At 31.5% G+C, this 22,701-nt stretch carries 20 protein-coding genes; 7 read left to right on the top strand and 13 right to left on the bottom strand.

The annotated features are described in order from the left end of the window. Positions 1 to 16: 16 nt before the first annotated feature. The 6 genes from celB to JK634_RS18330 all read right to left on the bottom strand — a co-directional run bounded on the left by celB (position 17) and on the right by JK634_RS18330 (position 7,949). Positions 17 to 1,354, bottom strand: coding sequence for a PTS cellobiose transporter subunit IIC (gene celB, locus JK634_RS18355; RefSeq protein WP_202769174.1), 1,338 nt, complete (start codon positions 1,352 to 1,354; stop codon positions 17 to 19). Between the two features lie 28 nt (positions 1,355 to 1,382). Beyond that, positions 1,383 to 3,095: a dihydroxy-acid dehydratase gene (gene ilvD / locus JK634_RS18350; RefSeq protein WP_202769173.1), complete on the bottom strand. Its 1,713-nt coding sequence runs from the start codon at positions 3,093 to 3,095 to the stop codon at positions 1,383 to 1,385. Between the two features lie 13 nt (positions 3,096 to 3,108). After that, on the bottom strand, positions 3,109 to 4,110 hold the full coding sequence (locus JK634_RS18345; protein ID WP_202769172.1) for a sugar kinase: 1,002 nt from the start codon (positions 4,108 to 4,110) through the stop codon (positions 3,109 to 3,111). A gap of 31 nt (positions 4,111 to 4,141) precedes the next feature. Beyond that, positions 4,142 to 4,762: a bifunctional 4-hydroxy-2-oxoglutarate aldolase/2-dehydro-3-deoxy-phosphogluconate aldolase gene (gene eda / locus JK634_RS18340; protein ID WP_202769171.1), complete on the bottom strand. Its 621-nt coding sequence runs from the start codon at positions 4,760 to 4,762 to the stop codon at positions 4,142 to 4,144. A 54-nt stretch (positions 4,763 to 4,816) separates the two neighbouring features. Then, positions 4,817 to 5,149 carry a PTS sugar transporter subunit IIA gene (locus JK634_RS18335; protein WP_202769170.1) on the bottom strand — a complete coding sequence of 111 codons (333 nt, stop codon included), beginning with the start codon at positions 5,147 to 5,149 and terminating at the stop codon, positions 4,817 to 4,819. A 136-nt stretch (positions 5,150 to 5,285) separates the two neighbouring features. Then, positions 5,286 to 7,949, bottom strand: a complete 2,664-nt coding sequence (locus JK634_RS18330; protein ID WP_202769169.1) for a sigma-54-dependent transcriptional regulator — start codon at positions 7,947 to 7,949, stop codon at positions 5,286 to 5,288. A 239-nt stretch (positions 7,950 to 8,188) separates the two neighbouring features. Here JK634_RS18330 and JK634_RS18325 point away from each other — a divergent pair, with 239 nt between their 5' ends. Next, positions 8,189 to 10,699 (top strand): vitamin B12-dependent ribonucleotide reductase, encoded by a 2,511-nt coding sequence (locus JK634_RS18325; RefSeq protein ID WP_202769168.1) that lies wholly within the window; start codon positions 8,189 to 8,191, stop codon positions 10,697 to 10,699. Between the two features lie 59 nt (positions 10,700 to 10,758). On the opposite strand, the gene JK634_RS18320 is transcribed toward JK634_RS18325, so the two are convergent. Then, positions 10,759 to 11,364 carry an HAD family hydrolase gene (locus JK634_RS18320; RefSeq protein WP_202769167.1) on the bottom strand — a complete coding sequence of 202 codons (606 nt, stop codon included), beginning with the start codon at positions 11,362 to 11,364 and terminating at the stop codon, positions 10,759 to 10,761. Between the two features lie 81 nt (positions 11,365 to 11,445). On the opposite strand from JK634_RS18320, the gene JK634_RS18315 reads away from it, so the two are divergent. Further along, positions 11,446 to 12,132, top strand: a complete 687-nt coding sequence (locus JK634_RS18315; protein WP_202769166.1) for an HD domain-containing protein — start codon at positions 11,446 to 11,448, stop codon at positions 12,130 to 12,132. Positions 12,133 to 12,182: 50 nt separating this feature from the next. On the opposite strand, the gene JK634_RS18310 is transcribed toward JK634_RS18315, so the two are convergent. Further along, positions 12,183 to 12,620: a hypothetical protein gene (locus JK634_RS18310; protein WP_202769165.1), complete on the bottom strand. Its 438-nt coding sequence runs from the start codon at positions 12,618 to 12,620 to the stop codon at positions 12,183 to 12,185. A gap of 184 nt (positions 12,621 to 12,804) precedes the next feature. Here JK634_RS18310 and JK634_RS18305 point away from each other — a divergent pair, with 184 nt between their 5' ends. The 4 genes from JK634_RS18305 to JK634_RS18290 are packed head-to-tail and all read left to right on the top strand — an operon-like array spanning position 12,805 to position 16,224. After that, positions 12,805 to 13,773: a CobW family GTP-binding protein gene (locus JK634_RS18305; RefSeq protein WP_202769164.1), complete on the top strand. Its 969-nt coding sequence runs from the start codon at positions 12,805 to 12,807 to the stop codon at positions 13,771 to 13,773. Between the two features lie 2 nt (positions 13,774 to 13,775). Then, entirely contained in the window at positions 13,776 to 14,420 is a 645-nt protein-coding gene (locus JK634_RS18300) for a GTP-binding protein (protein ID WP_202769163.1), read from the top strand. Between the two features lie 25 nt (positions 14,421 to 14,445). Next, positions 14,446 to 15,483, top strand: a complete 1,038-nt coding sequence (locus tag JK634_RS18295) for a permease (protein WP_243425649.1) — start codon at positions 14,446 to 14,448, stop codon at positions 15,481 to 15,483. Continuing rightward, positions 15,484 to 16,224, top strand: coding sequence for a TIGR03943 family putative permease subunit (locus tag JK634_RS18290; protein WP_202769162.1), 741 nt, complete (start codon positions 15,484 to 15,486; stop codon positions 16,222 to 16,224). Positions 16,225 to 16,340: 116 nt separating this feature from the next. Here the strand turns inward: JK634_RS18290 and JK634_RS18285 are convergent, their stop codons facing one another. Beyond that, on the bottom strand, positions 16,341 to 16,895 hold the full coding sequence (locus tag JK634_RS18285; protein WP_202769161.1) for a rubrerythrin family protein: 555 nt from the start codon (positions 16,893 to 16,895) through the stop codon (positions 16,341 to 16,343). Between the two features lie 303 nt (positions 16,896 to 17,198). On the opposite strand from JK634_RS18285, the gene JK634_RS18280 reads away from it, so the two are divergent. Beyond that, positions 17,199 to 18,314 carry a DUF4932 domain-containing protein gene (locus tag JK634_RS18280; RefSeq protein ID WP_202769160.1) on the top strand — a complete coding sequence of 372 codons (1,116 nt, stop codon included), beginning with the start codon at positions 17,199 to 17,201 and terminating at the stop codon, positions 18,312 to 18,314. Between the two features lie 9 nt (positions 18,315 to 18,323). On the opposite strand, the gene JK634_RS18275 is transcribed toward JK634_RS18280, so the two are convergent. The 4 genes from JK634_RS18275 to JK634_RS18260 all read right to left on the bottom strand — a co-directional run bounded on the left by JK634_RS18275 (position 18,324) and on the right by JK634_RS18260 (position 22,700). Next, complete coding sequence (locus JK634_RS18275) at positions 18,324 to 19,391, bottom strand: DMT family transporter (protein ID WP_202769159.1); 1,068 nt, start codon at positions 19,389 to 19,391, stop codon at positions 18,324 to 18,326. Between the two features lie 73 nt (positions 19,392 to 19,464). Next, complete coding sequence (locus JK634_RS18270; RefSeq protein WP_202769158.1) at positions 19,465 to 20,073, bottom strand: methyltransferase family protein; 609 nt, start codon at positions 20,071 to 20,073, stop codon at positions 19,465 to 19,467. A gap of 166 nt (positions 20,074 to 20,239) precedes the next feature. After that, positions 20,240 to 21,478: a DUF1015 domain-containing protein gene (locus JK634_RS18265; protein WP_202769157.1), complete on the bottom strand. Its 1,239-nt coding sequence runs from the start codon at positions 21,476 to 21,478 to the stop codon at positions 20,240 to 20,242. A 58-nt stretch (positions 21,479 to 21,536) separates the two neighbouring features. Beyond that, on the bottom strand, positions 21,537 to 22,700 hold the full coding sequence (locus JK634_RS18260) for a phosphoglycerate dehydrogenase (RefSeq protein WP_202769156.1): 1,164 nt from the start codon (positions 22,698 to 22,700) through the stop codon (positions 21,537 to 21,539). Position 22,701 lies beyond the last annotated feature (1 nt).

Below are 22,701 nucleotides of genomic sequence, written 5' to 3'. Positions count from 1 at the left end.
CTTATATCTTTACTTCTTATACTGCTTCAGCTTCAGCTTCATCTATCATATTTTCTTCATGAACCTTTTGTCTATCCCAAACTTTTACGAATGGTAGGTATATTACTACTGATAATGCTATTGCTAATAATTGAAGAATTATTGCTCTCCAGTCACCATTTGTTGCTAGGAATCCAGATATTGGTGCTGGAATTGTCCAAGGAATAGCTATACCTGCTGGTCTGCTTACAAGGTTTAATGCCATTGCTACATATGTTAATATTGCAATTGAAAGGTTTGATAATATAAATGGAATCATCATAATTGGGTTCATAACTATTGGAACACCAAATATTATTGGTTCAGATATATTAAATATTGCTGGTGCAAGTGCTAATTTACTTAATGTCTTTAACTGCTTAGATCTTCCAACTATTAGTATCGCTATAACTAAACCTATAGCTGCTCCACATCCACCGATATTAACAAAGTTATCATAGAATTGCTTTGTAATAATGTTTGGAAGATGTTGTCCTGCTTCTAATGCTGCTCTGTTTTGATCCATTGCTGGTAATAAAACTGAATCCATAACTCCGAAAACAACACGAGTACCATGTATACCTAATGACCAGAAGAACATATATAAGAATACTGTAACTATCATTCCTCCGAAGGATAATCCTACTTTTGATAATGGAGCTCCAACGAATTGAGTTATAAATGAGAATACTGTTGTGAACTTAGTAGCTTCAAATCCTAAACGAATTAAGAAGAATAATGTTATTATTATTAATCCTGGTGTAATTGCTGCGAAAGATTTTGCTACTGCTGGTGGAACTGATTCTGGCATTTTAACTACCCAGTTCTTTTTAATTACAAATACAAATATTTCTGTAGCTATAATAGCTGTGAATATTGCAACTAGTAAGCCGCCGGCTCCCATGTTAGCTGTTTGCCATGTTTTACCTAAGTTTAAAGCTGTACCATCACTTAATTTTGCATTAATATTTTGTACTGGAATTAGTAATAAAAATGCTGCAAGTGAAACTGCTCCAGCTGAAAGACCATCTACATCCTGATCTTTTGCTATCTGATAAGATACAGAGAATACAGCAAGCATACCAACTATATCGAAAGTTACACGTGTAGGATATAGTAACTTAGCAGTAAACCCACTTCCGAATATACCGTTAATAAAATCATTGAATGCAGGTACTGGTACGTTACCTAAAATCATGAATATTGATCCTATGATGATAAGTGGCATCGTTATTGCCAAACCATCACGCAATGCTCTAATATGTCTTTGGTTAGCTATTACAGCTGCTACTGGCATTACTTTCTCTTCTAAAAAGTTAATAAATTTATTTCCCATTAATATTTCCCTCCTAATATTTCACTTATTAATAAATCGTTCCGCCTTCAATTCCTGATGTGGCATTTGATGTATATAAGCCTAAAACTCCATCTTTAAATTTTTGTTCATGTTTTCTTAAGTTTTTCATTCTGTCATTAAATATTTCTACTACCTCTTCTTTAGATAGTATCTTCCCTTTAATACCAACAACATTTATTTTTCTTTCATCTATATTTATATCGACTATATCTCCATCTTCAACTACTGCTATTGGACCTCTGCTTGCTGCTTCTGGAGACACATGCCCTATTGCTGGCCCTCTTGTTGCCCCTGAAAATCTTCCATCAGTTATGAGAGCAACTGTTGAATTAAGCTTTTCGTCGGAGGCGATTGCTTCTGTTGTATAAAACATTTCTGGCATACCACTTCCACGAGGTCCTTCATATCTAATGAATACTGCATCTCCTGGCTTAATACGTTTTTCTATTACAGCATTAAATGCATCTTCTTCACTGTCAAATACTCTAGCAGTTAATTGTACTTTCCACATAGTCTTTGGTAATGCTGAATGTTTTATTACACAACCTTCTGGTGCTATATTCCCCCTTAACACTGACACAGAGCCACTTTCATTAATTGGTGTGTCTACGTTTAAGATAACTTCATCTTCTTTAACGTTCTTGTTCATTGAAGTAAATACTTGATAACTTTTTTCTGCATTAAATTCCTCTAGATTTTCACCTAAGGTTTTTCCTGTAACCGTTATAACATCAAGGTTTAGATGTTTCTTTATCTTGTTCATAATGGCAGGTATTCCTCCACTATGATAAATATAATCTGCTGGCCAGTGTCCACTTGGTCTTACATTAAGTAAATAAGGTACTTCTCTGTGTATTCTATCAAAATCATCTGCTGTTATTTCAATGCCTAATTGCTTTGCAATCGCTGGAATATGAAGCATCGCATTGGTTGATCCTCCAATTGCGGCATGAACAACTATTGCATTTTCAAAGGCCTCTTTTGTTAATATTTCCTTTGAGGTTATTCCTTTATCAATTAATGTCATCAATGCTTCTGAAGATCTTACTGCATACTCTTCAATAACCTTTGATCTTGCTGGAAGCAATGCTGACCCCGGTAAAGCGAGACCTAATGCTTCAGTCAACGTTTGCATTGTAGCTGCTGTTCCCATAAATGAACATGCACCACAGCCCGGACATGCATTTTCCTTATAAAAGTTATATTTTTCTTCAGTAATTTCTCCTCTTTTAAACATTGCACTGTAGGTTCCAATTTGATTTAGAGTTAGAAGTTCTGGCCCTGATCCCATTATTCCGCCTGGCATTACTATCGCTGGAATTTTAAGTCTTGCGATTGCAACTAAATGTGCAGGTAGACCTTTGTCACAACTTGATATGAATAATCCACCATCAAAAGGAGTTGCTTTATAATGTATCTCAATTAAGTTGGCTATTATTTCTCTAGACACTAACGAATAATTCATTCCATCATGTCCTTGAGCCTGACCATCGCATATATCTGTTCCATAATAATCATAGGGTTCAACATCTAATTTATTAAAATTGTTTTTTGCTACTTCAACTAATTTATTAAGGTGTACGCTTCCTGGATGACTTTTCCCGAAGGTACTTTCTATTAGCACTTGAGGTTTAGAAAGATCTCTTTTATTTATCCCCATTCCAATTCTTAATGAATCCATTTCTGGAGCTATTGATCTAACTTCTTGTGAATTCAACATTACCTAATCACCTCTATCTATTAATCGCTATCTTCATATTGCCTATCTCTTTTATGCTGCTTTCCGAAACAATCATGTGATCTCCCTTGATAGTACATTTAAGAGTTGCACTTGCTACCCCAAAATCTATTGTTTCTTTAAGTGAGTAATTATTAATTAATCCATAGATTATTCCTGATACAAATGCATCTCCACTTCCAACTCTCTCTATCATGTTAGTTTTAAGTGTTTTTGATTCATAAAGTTTATCCGAATATGCATAAGCTTTATATGAATTGCTATTTTCCGAGTCATTTTTTCTTTCTGTATGGAAAATATATTTGAATTTATATCTGTCTTTTAATAATTTCATTCTATCTTCGATATCCTGTGCACTTGCTTCATCTCTATTAAATAAATCATAATCATCATCTGATCCCTTTATTGGTTCTATTCCAAAACAAATATCTACATATGGGGCTATTTCACTTAAGAAATCCTTAGCTTCTTTAATTTCCCACATTTTGGACCTATAATTTAAATCCATAGAGATAGTAATCTTATTATCTTTTGCCTTAAGTACTAATTTCTTTAGTATTTCTCTTACGCCTTCACTTACTGCTGCAGTTATTCCGCTGAAATGAAACCAGGTAATATCTTTTAGGACTTCTTGAGGATCTATCTCTTCTACTGTAAGTTTTGAGAAGGCTGAGTTTTTTCTGTCATATATAACAGAGTCCCCTCTTACCCCTGTGCCTCTTTCTGTAAAGTAGAAGCCCATCTTTTCTCCACTTCGTAGTATATATTTAGTATTAACACCTAATCCTTTAAAATGTCTAACTATATCATCACACATATTGTTCTTTGGAATAGCTGATAATATTGATGTTTCAACTCCAAGTCCTGAAAGTGTTGCTGCAATATTTGCTTCAGAACCCCCATAAAAGTATTCCACTAGATTTCCATTTGAATATATGTTGTTATCTTTATTGGTATATCTTATTAATACTTCTCCGAAAGCTAAGAATCTCTCCATTTCTTCACCTCATTTAAAACACATTGATTAATTATTTAATCTTGTTACAGAAAGCTTTTGCTTTGTTTACTATGTTGTGGTATTCGAGATTCGTATTTTCAGTTAAAACACTTCCTATACCCAAGGCATCTGCTCCAGCCTTTATCCACTCTTCCATATTTTCTAAGTTTACTCCACCTGTAACCATGTATTTAACATTTGGAATAGGAGTTTTAATTGCTTTTATAAATTTGGGTCCTACCAAATCTCCCGGGAATATTTTAACCATGCCGCACTTATATTTTTGTGCATTAATTATTTCACTAGGAGTTATACACCCTGGAATATATACTACCTTTTTATTATTACAGTATTCTGCTATTTCTTCATCGAAGTTTGGACCTACTATAAATGTTGCTCCACTTTCTATTGCTTCTTTTGCTATCTTAATATTAGTCACAGTTCCTGCCCCGACACACAAATCCTCATCATTAATAAAATGTTTAATAAGTTCGGATGCGTCTTTATTGGTATAAGTAATTTCAATTGATGTTATTCCTGCGTCCTTTGAGGCTGTGATAATATTTTTTCCTTCTTCTAAATTTTCACCTCTAACAACAGCTACAAGTTTTTTATTTAGAATTGAATTTAAAACTTCTTCTTGGGTTTTCACATACTCACCTCCTTTATGATGTGTGTTGTTTATTTCAAAGACTGTGTTGTTATGCTAACACACATTTATTTTTTCTTTTAGTTCTAACACAACTTCATACACATCAATAATCTCTTGAGCTAAGTCTCTTACTGTCATTGCATTCATAAAGTGATCTTGTGCATGTACCATAAGAAGAGTAACTTCTTTAGAATTTCCTGCTGCCTCATCCTGTATTAGGCTTGTTTGAATATTGTGTGCTTTCTCTAACGCCTCACCACAACTCTCCAAATGTTTTTTTGCTTCATCAATTTGTCCTTCTTTTGCTGCTCTTATGGCACTCATTGCATAGCTTTTTGCATCTCCGCCACTAACTATAATTTGAAATACTATATCTTGATAGTCCATTTGCTTCACCCTTCCCTAAAACAATCTGTTTCGTGTTATTTGTTTTCTCGATATTAATATAAGCAACTATCGTGCCAACACACATTTATTTATAAAAAAAATTCCTATTTGATTAATTCAAATAGGAATTTTATTTCTATAGTTCATAGAAGAAACTCATTATACGGCATATATCATCATCTGAGATTTTAATAGAATACTTTGTGTTAAGCATTGCACTGTTACTTTTAATAGTCCTAAATACATCTTCTTTCCCTTTAATATATTTTTCTTTCTCCTTAAAAGGCTCAATTGCTCCACCTTCTTTTAATCTATCTATCATGCATGCCACATGAAAAGTTTCCCCAATCAATATGTTTGTTGATATTTTTAGGTTTAAGGATTCAATAATTGTGTTATTAAAATTCTTTATGCTTTCCAGCACTTCTATTCCTCTAACATTCTTTAATTGTTTCTCCAAAGTTTGACCCATTTTTATATAGGTGGTCTCTACATCAATTTCTCTCTGAATAATTTCAGTGTCTTCGAGCTTCAACACACTTTCTAAACCGAACTGCATTATTTCAGTATTAATTTTAAATGGGCTTATAATACAAATTATCTTATATTCTTTTGAAAGTTCCTTAACCTTCCTTTCAATTTCTTTATTGTTGCTATACATTATAGGTAATATCTCTACTAACTTCTTATCAAAATGCAGATTCTCTGATAATATATTTTTAATTGTGACAGCTCCACCTTCCCCAGTTGTGCAAACTGTAATGATAGCAAGCCTTTCATTCTTATTACCTATATCTTTTAACTTAACTGGCTCATCCTCTAATAATGTATTAACTTTCAAGGTCTCCTCATATACTTCCTCAAGTGAATATCCAAGCATAGCTCTTCTTGTAGCCTCAATTACGTGTAATGTACTTACAAGTGGAAGCGTCTTAGTTCTTATTCCAAGCTCCTCCTGTAATTCACCTCCAAAAGTTGTTAGTGAACCCATATCCACTAAAAATAGAATATCCGATTCAATTTTAGATTGAATAATAAAGGTTTTAAGCCTATTAATAACTTTTTGAGGCTTTTCTTCTATAGGTGCATTTATTCCAATTGCATAGTTTGCTCCCAAAAGCTTATTAGTAGCATCTGCCATAGATGTTGCAGTAGATGCTCCATGAGCTACAACTATTACTTTTACCTCATTATCTTGCTTCTCAACATTTCTATCATCATAAACTAAAAACATAGCTAAGAATGCAGCTTCATCTATAGGCATAGATATATCCATTACTCTGTCAATTAGCTTCAAACAATTTAATGCTATATTGAATTCCTTTTTATATTCTGTTCTTACTGTGTTTAGTTGAGGATTTACAATTTTTTGATTTTTTCTAATTCTCTCAATAGAATTTGCAATATGAACTGCCATTCCATAATAGATTTTTTCGCTTAAAGTTCTATTTAAACCCTCTTCACAATATGACACGATTTGTTGAACTATATTAATTACTTCTTTATCAATAACGCTCTCAAGATTTGATATATCCCTTTTCTTATTAACACTATAAATATAGTTATTGAAGTACTCTTCTATATCTCTTCCCATCTCTTTTTCAAGTTCTTCGCTGTCTACTCCTCTGCTTTTTAGTTCATGAACTCTTAAGTCAATCATATCGTATATACTTACTTCACCTTGCTCCTCTTGGAAAAGCACCTGTTCACTATCATTATCAAATATACAATATCTATTATTAATACCTATTAACTTATTCCAAAGTTGTCTATGCTCAACTGCAGAATACAAACCTTGCCTTATATATACAGGAAGTTCCATAGTATTTATCTTCATCTCTTTTTTCTTTCTAGAAACATAATCAGCATATGCTTTTGCACAAGCTAACTGCACATCTGTTTTAAGTTGACCTATGTTGTTAGGACAATTATAACTAGATAGTGCTTTCATAGAATTTACTGATACCATTATAGTTTTATCAAGTCTAAAGGATTCTTCTCTAAGAAACTCACAGATTAAATTAAATCTTTCCTCAAGACTTCTCTCATTTAAACTAGGAATTCTTATTATCATAGGTATTCTTCTAGTAAAGGTCTTAAGTAAAGTTGATTCCGGATTCTCAGTTGTAGCTGAAATTATTAAAACATTAGCGCTTCTTTCAGTTTCTGTTTCACCTAGTCTTCTAAATGTTCCTTTATCCATAAAAGTAAAGAACATCTCCTGTCCTTCTGGTGGAAGTCTATGTACTTCATCTAGAAATAATATTCCGCCATTAGCCTTTTCAATTAACCCTACTCTATCTGAGTCTGCTCCAGTATATGCTCCCTTTTTACTTCCAAATATTTGTCCTATAAGAAGTTGAGGGTTATTAGCATAATCTGCGCAGTTAAAGGTTATAAAGGGAGAATCCTTGCCCATACTTTCCATTTCTATTGCATACTTATGAATAAGTCCTGCAAACATGGATTTACCTACACCGGTATCTCCTAAAATTAAAATATTCATTCCTTTAGGCGGATATAGAATTGCTGCCTTTGCTTGTTCAACCGCTGAAAAAAGGCTACCATTTTTGCTTGCAAACTTATCAAGACTACTCTCTTCTTCATTTGCTTCCTGAGGTGTAAAAAGTACTGGCTTTCCTTTAATTTTTATTATTTTACCTTCTTCACTTAATTTATTTAAATCACTACTTACATTGGCCCTATCAAGTCCTAGTGCAGAGGATATGTCACTAGCACTAACGCCTTCCCCATTATATAGTTCTATTAACTTTTCATAAATCAAATCTATTCTTCTCAACTTTTCATCACCTCTATAAATGTTAACCTTATCATAGACCTATTATATATTGTTAAATAACTTAAATCAAATTAAATGATTTATAATTTGAAAAACTTTAAATTAATTAGAAAACAGTAAGATTATCTATTCTAGCTTAGGTTATTTTACCCATATATAGTATTTATATTATTGCATACCACAATATATTGTGTTTAGAATATACTTATAGGCTTATTGTTTTTAAAGGAGAGATTAAAATGAATCACTTATACAATCTTATATCACGTTATTTTACTAAAGATTTAGAGGGGACTAACAAAACAGTATATGATTTATTCAATTGGAAAACTGTTAAAGTTGAAATATTGGATTACAAAACAAATAAATTAATTTTTTCTCGAGATAACTTAGAATTTCCTGATTTCTATTCTCAAAATGCCTGCAACATCATAGCTAGTAAATACTTTAGACAAAGTGGTGTTCCTAATGGTAATGGATACGAAAGAAGTATGAAAGAAATAACCCATAGATTAGTTAACTTTTGGACTACATATGCTTTAGAACAAGGTTTAATAACTAAAGATAATTCTCAAATATTTTATGATGAGCTAGCTTACGGAATATTAAGCCAAAGGTGGGCTCCTAATTCTCCTCAGTGGTTTAATACTGGGTTAAAGCTATCTTATGGAATAGATAAAGATTCAGAAGGACACTTTTATTATGATGAAAAACTAGACAAAGTTATGCCATCTACTGATGCCTTTACTAGAACTCAAGGATCTGCTTGCTTTATTAATGGCATAGATGATACATTATTAGGACCACGCTCTATAACTGATTTAATTACTACTGAAACTAGACTCTTTAAGCAAGGTTCTGGTACAGGTACTAATTTTTCAAACATCAGAGCAATAGATGAACCTCTATCAGGAGGTGGAAAATCTTCTGGATTAATGTCCTTCCTAAAAGTTCTTGATAGAAATGCAGGAGCTATAAAATCTGGTGGAACCACAAGGCGTGCTGCCAAAATGGTATGTTTAGATTACGACCATCCTGAAATAATGGAGTTTATAACTTGGAAAGCTAGAGAAGAACAAAAAGTAAGAGATTTAGGTAAAATGGGATATGATATTAGTTTTGAAGGGGAAGCTTATGAAACTGTTTCTGGCCAAAATGCAAATAACTCAGTAAGGTTTTCTGACAAATTCATGAGAAAAGTTATTTCTAAGAATGATGATACTATTTACCTTAAAGGAAGAAAAAGTGAGAGTGTAAATAAAGAGATTTCAGTTAATGAACTATGGAATACCTTTAATGAAAGTTCTTGGAATTGTGCAGATCCAGCTCCTCAATTTGATGATATTATAAACGCATGGCACACTTGTCCTGCTGGAGAAGATGGGTTATATGGTGCAAAACACAACAGAATAAATGCCTCAAACCCATGCTCAGAGTATCATTTTCTTGATGATACAGCATGTAACTTAGCAAGTATAAATATACGAAAATTCTATGATGAACACACAAAGACTTTTGACTTAGAAGGATTAACACACTTAACAGCTTTAATTCAAATTGTACTTGATACCACCATATATCAAGGTCAATTCCCAACTGCTGAAATTGCTAGAAAATCCTTTATGTTTAGAACCACAGGTCTTGGTATTGCAAACACAGGCTCTACCCTTATGGCAATGGCCATTCCTTATGATAGTGAAGAAGGAAGAAATGTATCAGCTGCTATTATGGGGATAGTAACTGGATATTCATATTATGTTTCTTCTCTTATGGCAGAAAAGGCTGGAGCTTTTCCAAAGTTTAAAATAAATAAAGAATATATGTTAAGAGTTATAAGAAATCATTCTAGAGCAGCAGGTGCTATGCTGGATGACTTTGAAGGATTAGATTATTCACCTATAAAAGTAGATCATGACCTTCTAGATAAACTTTCTTTAAAGGATTTATCTGAAACCCTAAAAAGCTCTTGGGAACTTGCATACTCACATGGAAAAGAAGTTGGGTATAGGAATGCTCAAGTAACTGTAATCGCGCCTACTGGAACAATTGCACTAGCAATGGATTGCGATACTACTTCTATCGAACCATTCTTCTCTCATATAGTGTGGAAGAACTTGAGTGGTGGTGGCTATATGAAGTTAGTTAATACTACTATAAGAACTGCTTTAGAAACTTTGGGATACAATAAAGAAGAGATGGATTCTATTATATCCTATATAGATGGTAATGGCAGAATTGAAGATGCTCCATTCTTAAAGGAAGCTCATTATCCAATATTTGATACAGCCAACAAATCTCATGGAGGATACAGATTTATTTCTCCATTAGGTCATGTTAAGATGGTTGCTGCTTTAACTCCATTTGTTTCTGGAGCTATTTCTAAGACTGTAAACTTGCCAAATGATGCTACAGTTGAAGATTTTAAAGCTGTTCATGAAGAATCTTGGAAGCTAGGAGTAAAATGTATTGCCCTATATAGAGATGGTTCAAAGGTATCTCAACCTTTAAATGTTTCTTTAGATTCTGGAGAGAAGAAACTTGAATCCATGACTTATCAAGAATTAATTGATTATGCGAAATCCTTAGAAAATAAACTGAAAAATATTCCTGAAGAAGCTGCTATTTCTGAAGAAGTCATTCCAGAGGGACACCATAAAGTTAAATGTGGTAATTGTGGAAGTGAGCAAATAGTTCCTAATGGAACCTGCTCCTTATGCTTGACTTGTGGATCTACTAGCGGATGTAGCTAATTATAAAAAAGAAGAAGTCACCTGTGTACTGACTTCTTCTTTTTCTCTTCATAAATATATTAAATGCTTACTCCATATTTTGATAGCTCGTCTCTTAAATCTTCTGCACCTTTAAACACTATTCCATTAATTCCAAGCTTATTGGCTGCTTCAATATTAATTGCAGTATCATCTATAAATATGGTTTCCTCTGCTTTCATATTATATCTATCAAGTACTAGCTTATAAATTTCTTCCTCTGGCTTAAGAAGCTTTTCTTTAAAAGAAAATACTCCTCCATCAAAATGTTCAAAAAAGTTATGTTTCTTAGTAACATTTTCATGTGCTACTAGGTGAAAATTTGATAGTATATATGTTTTATATCCTGCATCCTTAACTGATTTTAATATTTCTACCGAATCTTCTATTGGCGTAAGAATCTCATACCAATTATCCATAGCTAGTCTTATTAAATCCTCGTTTTCTTTACTTCTTTTACATAATACATCAATTGCTTCTTCTTCAGTGATTGTTCCTCTATCAAGCATTGACCATTCTTCACTTAGAAATACTTGATTAATCAATTCCTTAACCTTATTCTTTTCTATTCCCTTATTCATTAAATATTCTACTGGATTATAATCTAATAAAACATTTCCTAAGTCAAATATTATGTTTTTAATCATGCTATTTACCTCATCCTTTCACATAGATATATCTTAATTTATATTATATACTATAGATAGATTTAACGGGAGGATTTAATAATGCATACACTTAAGGATTTAAATCTGCATCTATCAACTGAAGATATTGCTATAATTGAGTCTTCAGTACCAGAAACTCTAATAAATTATTTATTTAATGAAGTTCTAAATAATTACCTATCTTTTGACAAAGGACATGGAATTAATCACATTATGACTGTGATAAAGTCTTCGTTAAAGCTCTCAAGTTATTATTCAGTAAAAATTCCAATGGTTTTAACTGTTGCTATATATCATGATCTTGGTCTTAAGTTTGATAGAGCTAAGCATCATATACACTCAAAAGAACTCCTTCTTCAAGACAAAAAACTTGAAACTTGGTTCTCACCTGAAGAAATATTTATAATGGGTGATGCTTGTGAAGATCATAGGGCTTCGAATAGCTACAAACCTAGAAATATATATGGACTTATTATATCTGATGCTGATAGAACCACAGATATTGATGATATGATTACACGTTGCTATAACTATTCAAAAAAGCACTTTCCTGACTTAGATGAAGAAGAAACATACAATAGAGTTAAATCTCACTTAAGAGAAAAATATGGTGACGGTGGTTATGCTAAATTATACTTGCCAGAAAGTGAGAAAATAATTATGGATCCCATATATAGCGCTAGAAAAATACTATCTAATGATGATGATTTTTATAAAGTATACCACAAGAAAATCTTTGGTGAATAATAAAGCAAAGCTTGCAATAGGATTACCCTTTGCAAGCTTTTATTTATTTATTATTTTGTTGTAACATTACTTTCTAAACTTTTTACTATTTCATCTGACTGAGCTTGATTAATTACTCCTTTTTCCACTAGTTCTTTGAAAAAATCTCCTCTAGTTTTATGATGTTCTTTCAGATAAGACTCTCTTTGCTCTTTACTCATATCCTTTAGTTTTTCTCTCTCTTCCTTTCTAGCTGCCTTTTTTTCTTTTGCATATGCTAGAATCTTATCCTCTTGATCTTGTGTAATCTTTGATTCCTTAACCAATTTATCAAGATTTTCTTTTAACTTACCATGATGTTTTTTATTTAACACTGTTATAGTCCTAGTTTTAGTGCTTTTATCTTGTGTTGAAGCAGTTGATGCATATGCTTTAGTTCCTATTGATAGGCTTATTGTAGCTGCTGCTACCCCCAATAGAACTTTTCTTTTGATACTTACTTTGTTCATTTGTTCACTCTCCTTAGAAAATAAATACAACCATATTTTTACCTAAAATAGAAAATTTATTTATATTTTTTAAAATCATATTTGAACTTATTGTTAATTAACCTCAAATGCGAATTATTTGCATTGATTCACATTTCCCATTAGTTTAAAATGAACAATATAATATTTTTGCGAGGTATTAATTATGAGTATTAAAATAGATGTTTTCTCAGGATTCTTAGGTGCTGGTAAAACTAAGCTTATAAAAAAGCTTATAGAAGAATCTCTTAATAAAGAAAAGATAGCAATAATAGAAAATGAGTTCGGAGAAATAGGTATAGATGGTTCCTTTCTTAGAAATTCCAAAATAGAAATTACAGAAATAAGTGCAGGTTGTATTTGTTGTAGCGTTTATGGCGATTTTAAAAAAGGAATACTTGAAGTTATAGATAAATATTCACCTGAGCGAATAATAATAGAGCCTTCTGGAGTCGCTAAACTTTCCGAAATACTTTCAGTCTTTAAAGAACCAGATATAAAAGAAAAAGTTTCATTAAATATGCTTATAACGGTTCTTGATGTAACTAAGTATGATTTATATATAAATAATTTTGCTGACTTTTATAAGGACCAAATAGTAAATGCTAAAACTATCATATTAAGTAGAACTCAAAACATTTCTAAAGATGATGTTTTATCACTTACTGAAAAAATTAAAAAGTTAAACTCACATGCCAGCATAGTTACAACTCCTTGGAGTGATGTATCTGCTTCTTCAATTATTGAAATAGCTGAAAGTACTGAGGAAGTTCCTTTACTAAATAAAATAAATATATTAAAAAAGGATTTGGGAAAGGGCATCTTAAAGACTTCCACTGTAGCTGGAACCAAAGAAGCTTTTGAAACAATTGGAATAGAAACCCCAGAAGTTTACTCAAGGACAAGGATTGAGTCTATACTAAGTAGCTTAACTGACAGCTCAAAATATGGACTAGTTCTAAGGGCTAAAGGAATTATAGAGACAGAGGAAAATAACTGGTTAGAATTTGACTATGTTCCAGGAGAATATGAAATTAGAACTTCCAGTGCAGATTATTCTGGAAGAATATGCGTAATAGGAAATCATCTTAATATAAATGAAGTTAAAAATCTATTTACCTATAAGGAAATATAACTATGAAATTTAAAACTGATATTGAAATAGTAACAGGTTTTATAGGATCTGGGAAAACCTATTTTATAAATTCACTTGTTAAAAACACATTACTAAAAGTAGAAAAAATATTAATAATTCAATGTGAAGAAGGCAATAGCAAAATAAAAGAGGATTTAGTTAACTTCAAAAACATTACTATTTTAAACTATGATCCTCAAAAACCTTTAGATAAAGATACCCTCAAGGAAATCATATTAATGTATCAAGTTCACAGAATATTAATCGAGTATAACGGCACAAGAAATTTGGCTGATTTATTAGAGATTCTTAATGAAAGAGAGCTAAAGAAAATATCTAATGTTACTTCTATTTTCTTTATAGCAGATTGTACTACCTATAAAATGTTTTTAAATAATATGCCTACACTGATACTACCGAACTTGTATCACTGTAATCTGGTTGTCTTTAATAATAGTTCCAAAATACCTAAAGATGAATTTAAGTCCATTGAAAAACATATCTTGTCACTTAATAGAGATACGTTTATATTAAGTTCAACTTCGAAGGATAGTTTAGAAAAAGACTTAAACGAAGAAGATTTCTTAGATGGAGGAATGCTTAAGTTATCTAGAATACTTACCAAGACCCTCCTATCTAAATTTTAGTGTACATTAAAAGGGAGATAAAAAATTGGAATATAACTATAGTAATAATAAAAACGTCCTAGCAACATTATCTAAATTAGCCATAATTCCTCTAATGATTTTAATAATTATATTAATGATAGAATTTAAGATAACTTTAAACACAAGAACCCTAGCAAACTTTTCTGCAATATTTATAAGTATTGTATTAGAAGCCATGCCCTTTATCTTTATAGGTTCTCTAATATCATCACTTATTCAGATTTTTGTTTCTGAACAAACTATTGCTAGAATACTTCCTAGAAATCCTTTTTTAGCACTACTATGTGCTTCCTTACTAGGCATTTTCTTGCCTATATGTGAATGTGGTATTATTCCAATCGCTAAAAAATTAATTAAAAAAGGAGTTCCTGTAGGGGTTGCTACAACCTTTATGATTTCTACTCCAATTATTAATCCAATAGTTCTTTTATCAACCTACTATGCTTTTGGTGGCAACTTGAAAATACTATCTGCAAGAGCTATTTTAGGTGTTATTGCTTCTATTATAATTGGTTCATTAATCACAGTAATAAATAAATCAAAAACAGATGTACTAAAAGAAACAGATTTTAATGATGATGATCTTTGTGGATGTGGAGTTTCTCATAACACCAACAAAAAAAATCAATCAAAAATATCTTTGCTATTAGATACAATAATCTCTGAATTTTTAGATATAAGTAAGTATCTTATCTTTGGGGCTATGTTATCAGCAACCTTTCAAGTTCTTGTATCTAGGAGTAGCTTAAATTATCTTGCAAGTAACCTATTCTTATCTGTAATTGCAATGATATTTTTAGCTTTTATACTTTCTGTATGTTCGGAGGCTGATGCTTTTATTGCAGCAAGTTTTATTGGTCAATTTACCACAGGCTCTATATTAGCATTTTTAATATTCGGCCCTATGTTAGATATAAAAAACACACTAATGTTAATTGGAGGATATAAGAAAACTTATGTGATTCCTTTAATACTATGCATAATAATAATTTGCGCTTCAATAGGGTTTGGACTAAATTTAATAGGATTTAAGGTGATATAGATGAAGAGATTTAACACTAATGAGTTTTTTAAATTTTTAATATTTTTATTTCTATCCTTATTCCTTTTTAATCTAACCTCTACAGGTAGGATAAAGCTTTTTATAGCACCTAGAATAATAGTGTACCTAAATATCTTTCAGGTATTCTTAAGCTTGCTTACTGTATATCAGTTTGGAAAGATATTCACAACAATAAGCAACAGACCTTCAAGCAAAGTTATAATTTTATTTATTTTCACTATACTCATAGGTTTTGGAGCTTCTCATGCTGGTATTGATACCACCATCGTAGACACTAAAGGTGTTAAAGCTGTAAATAAACTAGCCAATATTGCCGGACAAATGACGCCTGAAGAAAGAAAACGAAAATTACCATTAAATATAAATGATAATAATTTTGTAAATACGCTCTCTGATGTCTTCCAACACATAAATGATTATAATGGCAGAGCTATAACCCTAAGTGGTTTTGTTCACAAACAAGATGGACTTAATAACAATGAATTCATTATTTCAAGGTTATATATGAGCTGTTGCGCTGCTGATGCCCAGATTATTGGTCCTATAGGAAGGCTTAGAGATTCTACTGAACTAAAAGAGGGGCAATGGGTAACGGTACAAGGAAAACTTTCTGCAAAAAGCCAAGCTACTGATGGGCAATTAACTACAACGCCAGTTGTAATCATAGACTCTGTAAAGACTATTCCCAAACCTAATAGTCCTTATGTATATAATAATTAACTAATATTCTCAACATGAATACTTATTCAAATGTAAAAAACCTATTCTGCTATAAAGAATAGGTTTTTGAATTATTTGTATCTATATGTTTTTTATAGGAAACTTAAAACCCTATATTAAAAAGCTTGAAATTTATCTTTACTTACTCCACAAACTGGGCATTTCTCAACATTATCACCTAATTCAGTAAATCCACAAACTGGACAAACATAGATAGTTTCACTACCTATATCTTTTCCTGACTTAGCTGAATCTTGAGCATCTTGAAATAACTTAGCATGAATTTTTTCTGCTTCTAATGCATAATGGAAAGATCTTTGAGCATCTTTTTCATTTTGAAATTTTGCAGTTTCAAGATAAACAGGATACATCTGATTAATTTCATGTAATTCACCATTAATTGCACCTTGTAGATTCTCAACTATATTGGTATGCCCAAATACTGCCCCGGCAGCAACTGTATTATCTCCAACTTGATCTTTTAATACAGTAAAATGATTTTTTGCATGACATAACTCTGCATAAGCAACCCCTTTAAATAGTCTACCTATATTAGGATATCCATCTTTCTCTGCAGCCTCTCCCCATATAAGATATCTCATATGAGCCATACTTTCCCCACCATATGCTGAACGTAAAAAATCAGCAGTCATTGCATTGTTTAATGACATTAACTACACATCCTCTCAAAAATATTTACATGTATATATAATGCATTAAAGAATTTACATGTCACTTACATGAGATGTAATATGATTTTTGCATTATATGTATATTATTGATAATTAACAATAATTTCATTCATTACTTTTCTCTGTAAGAATGGTGACAATTTAATTTTATGATAATATCTCAAAACTATGCATTTGTAATAAGCCTAATTAATCCTTCTCAATTGTTGTGATTACATGTATTTATATGGTATAATTCCATTATTATTCCAATTCATTTATTTTTAAAGGCGGGTGAGAACTATGAAGAAAGTCATAATATCTTTAATTTCTTTATTCTTTATTTTCAATCTTATTTCTTGCGATAAGAAAGATAGCCAAGCTACTGTTACAACCACTGATTCTACAGCTTATTCTATTAAGGAAAGTAGCACCTGCAATGTTAGCATTGAACCTAAAATAGAACTTCTTTCTATAGTTCAATACTTAGCTGATGATCCTACTATTATAAAAGAAAACTTAAGTAGTGATAATGACAAATATAGCAAAGATATTGCGAGCTACTTCTCAAAGTATATTGATGATCCTGTAGTAACTTTATATAAAAAAATGCTTAAAACTGGATTTTCCTATAGTACTCCACCACAAGCTATGCTATATGTTGATGATAATCTCAAACTTTTAACTAACCTTACTTTACCTAGTGACGTAATTTCTGCTGCTGGAAATAAAAAAACACTGATTAAGTTTTTTGACTTACTATCGGATTTTAGAAAGAAATCTAGTTTTGATGATTTTTATTTAAGTCATATTGATTTATACAAAAAATTAGTTTCAACAGTAAAAGAAAAAGTTGATAAGCTAGGTTGCATTGATAAACTTATTGATTATTATGGATATAAACAAAATAGCTATAATTTTATTATAGAACCTTTATCTATTGGGGGATATGCTGCTCGAATCCCTTCAAAAAATGATAAGTTTGATTTATATGATTTTATGGTAATACCAAATGATGATGCTGAATTCTTTCAAATGGTAATTCATGAGTTCGGACATTCCTATGTTAATCCATTAACTGAAAAGAATATAGATGAAGTAAATAAATATAGTAACCTATTTACTCCTATAAAAGATGCTATGACTAAAGAGCAGTATGGTTCTTGGGATTTTTGCGTAAATGAGCATATAGTTAGAGCCGTGGCCTATAGAAATTTAGATACCAATTTTAGTTCAGGCGTAAATAGACGTTACATTGATATGGATACTAATCGTAAATTTATTTATCTTGATGCACTATCTGAAAAACTAAAGGAGTATGAGAATAATCGTAATAAATACAAAACTTTTAATGACTTTTACCCTAAGCTATTAGAGACTCTTAAGGAATTTTCTGATTCAAGTTCAACTAAAAAGTAATTATAAAAACTAATGTGAATGTCTGTGATGTATATCTGGAGTATGAGAGTGTTCATGCTCCATTTCTTTATGCTCATGAACATGAGAATGGTAACCATCCATCGGAATTTCACCTAGTACATGACTATGTTCATGATGGCTGTCTGAATGACTATGTCTATGTTCATGAACAATATGTTCGTGTTTGTGCTTGTGTGCATGATCTTCCTTAAACAAAAGAAGTGTTCCTATAATCATAATAGGCAAAGAAACAAAAAACATAATACCAGGTGCTTCCCTAAATAAAACAAATGATAGAATCGCTCCAATGAAAGGTGCAGTTCCAAAGAATGTACTAGTTCTTGCACTTCCTAAACTCCTCATTGCTAACACAAACAATACTAAGCTTACCCCATAACTAAAGCAACCTAATATCATAGCCTTTATTATAGTAATTATATCTGGAAAAGGACTATGTATAAAATATCCTATTAGTAAAGAAAATGAACCTGCCCCTAACCCTTTAATTATAACAATAGTAAATGGATTTTTAGCTGATATGTTCCTTGTAAAATTATTATCTATACCCCAACAAACACATGCACCAAGTATACCCAATGCTCCAAGTGATATTCCCCATTGATTACTAAAATCCCATGACAATAGTATACTTGCACTAGTTATGCATAGTATTGCTATCCACATCCTTTTAGTAATTCCTTCTTTAAAAAACATAACCGCAATTAAAGTAGTTGCAATTCCTTCAAAATTTAATAATAACGATGCTGTAGACGCAGGTGTAACCTTCAGGCTTGTCATTGAAATTATTGGTGCCATAACGCCTCCAAAAACAACTGCTCCTATAAGCCATAAAATGTCCTTTTGTGATAATGGAGCTTCTTTCAAATCTTCATTTTTCCCTCTAAACATAATTGTTTGATATATAAACAAACCTATTCCACTGCCTAAGTATAGAAATGCTGCAAGTGGTACTGGTGCTACATCCCCTAATAGTATCTTTGCAAAAGGTGAACTCGCTCCAAATAATAATGCTGCTAGCAAAGCTTGAATTATTGGATATTTTTTCACTTTGTCCATTGCTTAACTCCTTTATCTATTCTTTATATGAAATATTATATCAATATTATTAATTCTCTTAGGATATAAATTTTTACCACAATAAATATCTTGGGGTTTTATCCTTATACTTAATATATTCTTCACCAAACATTTCTTCAAGATGCTTCTCTTCTTCAATAACTAATCTATTCATGATATATATATTTAATATCATAACAATTAGGGTTATTATATCTAAGTATACAAAGAAAAGCCCAATAAACATTAAATAAAAGCCTACAAATGCAGGATTCCTACTATATTTATATATTCCTTCAGTTATAAGTTCTGATTTAGTAGATTTATCTATTCCCACTCTCCAAGAATTTTTCATTGTTATGGCTGCAACACAAAAAAATATTATACCCGCCGTGATTACTAATAACCCTACAATGCTTACTAAATTGTTGTTCCATAATTTAAGTAAATCATTTATTCTTAGCTGATTTGATATTACTTCTCCAAACCAAACTACTATCCATACTAATGTTGAAAGTTGTAGCATTCTCTCTACTAACTGCGTTTTTTTACTTTTGTTTCTGTTAGCTAAGACATTCGCCTTTAAATTATATCTTTTGCTTAAAGCATAAAGCTTCAATAAGTATGCTATTCCAAAAGCAAATAATAATAAGATGGATATAAGATTTATACAATTATTCATAGAACCCCTCCAAATCATCATGTGAATATCTGTTCATATATTCAATTGTATATTATAATACATATCTTTACAATAAGAATATCATGTTTTTATATATAAAAAGGGGACTATATAACTACTACTGTAATTATATAGTCCTATCTCCAGTACATATCAATCCTAGTATTTAACTTAATTCATGAATAAATAGTCCACTTCTAAGCTTTGGTTCAAACCAAGTAGACTTAGGAGGCATTAACATCTCTGCATCAGATACTGCAAAAAGCTCAGTTATTGATGTTGGATACATTGAAAAAGCTACTTTCATATCACTGTTTACTCTCTTCTCCAATTCCTTAAGTCCCCTTATTCCGCCTACAAAGTCAATTCTCTTATCTGTTCTTATATCCTTTATGTTTAATATAGGATTTAATAAATTATTCTCAAGTATAGCCACATCTAATCCCATTACTGGATCTTTTGAAAGCAATTCTTCTTTTGCCGCAAGCTTATACCACTCATTTTCAAGATACATACCAAAGGTTCCTTTTACAGACGGCTTAAAAGGCTCAGCTCCTATTTTCTCAACAGTAAAAACCTTTGAAATTTCATCTAAGAATTCATCTTTGGTATAACCATTTAAATCTTTCACTACACGGTTATAGTCTAAGATCATTAATTGGTCATGTGGGAATAACACTGAAAGGAAGAAATTAAATTCCTCATCTCCAGTATATCCTGGATTCTCTTCTCTTCTTTTTAATCCAACCTTAACTGCTGAAGCAGTTCTATGATGACCATCTGCTATATATATACTATCTATTTTCCCAAAAGCTTCAGAAATAATCTTTATATCTGCTTCTCCATCAATCTTCCAAACCGCATGTCTAATACCATCTGGTGAAACAAAGTCATAAATAGCTTTTTCTTGTTTTATCTTATTTACAACATTATTTATTTCTTCTTGAGAACGGTACGCTAAAAATATAGGACCTGTTTGTGCATTACATATATCTACATGATTTATTCTATCTAGTTCTTTATCTTCTCTAGTCTTTTCATGCTTTTTTATTGTGTTATCTAAATAATCATCAATTGATGCACATCCTACTAGACCTGTCTGCGCACGACCATTCATAGTAAGCTCATAAACATAGTAGCAGTTTTCTCCTTCTTCTACGAAGGTTCCATCTTCCTTCATTTCCTTAAGTATATCTCTTGCTTTCTCATATACTTTCTTATCATATGGATTAAAATCCTTATCAAACTGTGTTTCTGCTCTATCAATTTTTAAGAAAGACAAGGGTTCTCGTAATACTTCTTCTAACGCCTCTTCACGATTATAAACATCATAAGGAAGTGCTGCTACCTTATCTGCAACATCTTCTCTAGGTCTTATACAATTAAATGGTTTAATAGTTGCCATCTTAATTCCTCCCAATTACTCAAGGGGATCAAAGTTACTTGTCCCCTTAGAATATAAGCTATTTAATAATTCTTACCTTAACTACTCCGCCAATTTCTTCAATCTTCTTAGCTATTTCTACTGTAGCAGGTGATTCAATATCAAGCATAGTATATGCCCATTGACCTCTACTCTTATTAATCATATCTGAAATATTGATATTTTCATTTGCTAAAGTTGATGTAAATTGACTTAACATGTTCGGAATATTTTTATGATTTATTGCAATACGACCTGCTTGAGTGCAAACTCCCATATCGCAATTTGGATAGTTAACTGAATTCTTGATATTTCCGTTTTCAAGATATTCCATTAATTCTTTAACCGCCATAACTGCACAGTTATCCTCTGACTCATTTGTAGATGCTCCTAAGTGAGGAATTGCAATTACTCCCTGAGTTCCCGCAACCTTTGGATTTGGGAAATCTGTTACATATCTATTCACTTTACCTGAATTTAATGCTTCAATCATATCATCATCATTTACTAGAGAATCTCTTGAGAAGTTTAATATCTTTACTCCATCCTTCATAATTTCAAAAACTTCTTTATTAAACATTCCCTTAGTAGTATCTGTTAATGGAACATGTACTGTTATATAATCACATTCCCTGTATATTTCTTCTAAGGATTTACTATGCTTAATATCTCTTGAAAGATTCCAAGCTGCATCTACAGAAATAAATGGATCATAACCATATACTTCCATGCCTAATCTATTCGCAGCGTTTGCAACTAATACACCTATAGCTCCAAGTCCTATTACCCCAAGCTTTTTACCTTGAATCTCTACTCCAGCAAATTTAGATTTATTCTTTTCTACTAATTTTGCTACTTCTGGCTCTTCTTTTACTGATCCAACCCAGTTTACTCCTCCAACTATGTCTCTAGATGCTAGAAGAAGTCCTGCTATAACAAGTTCCTTTACTCCATTTGCATTAGCTCCAGGAGTATTAAATACTACAACTCCCTTTTCAGCACATTTATCTAGAGGAATATTATTAACTCCTGCCCCAGCTCTAGCAATTGCTTCTAAGGATTCAGGTATATCTAAATCGTGCATGCTTGCACTTCTAACTAAAACAGCATTTGCCTCATTATAGTTATCAACCTGTTCATATTTATCTGAAAATATATCCAAACCAATATTAGCTATTGGATTTAAACAATTAATTTTAAACATT

The sequence above is a fragment of the Clostridium paridis genome (assembly GCF_016765615.1).
Classification (GTDB): Bacteria; Bacillota; Clostridia; order Clostridiales; family Clostridiaceae; genus Clostridium_T; species Clostridium_T paridis.
The sequence above is the reverse complement of the archived record's forward strand: the minus strand, read 5'-3'. Positions and strand labels throughout refer to the sequence as shown.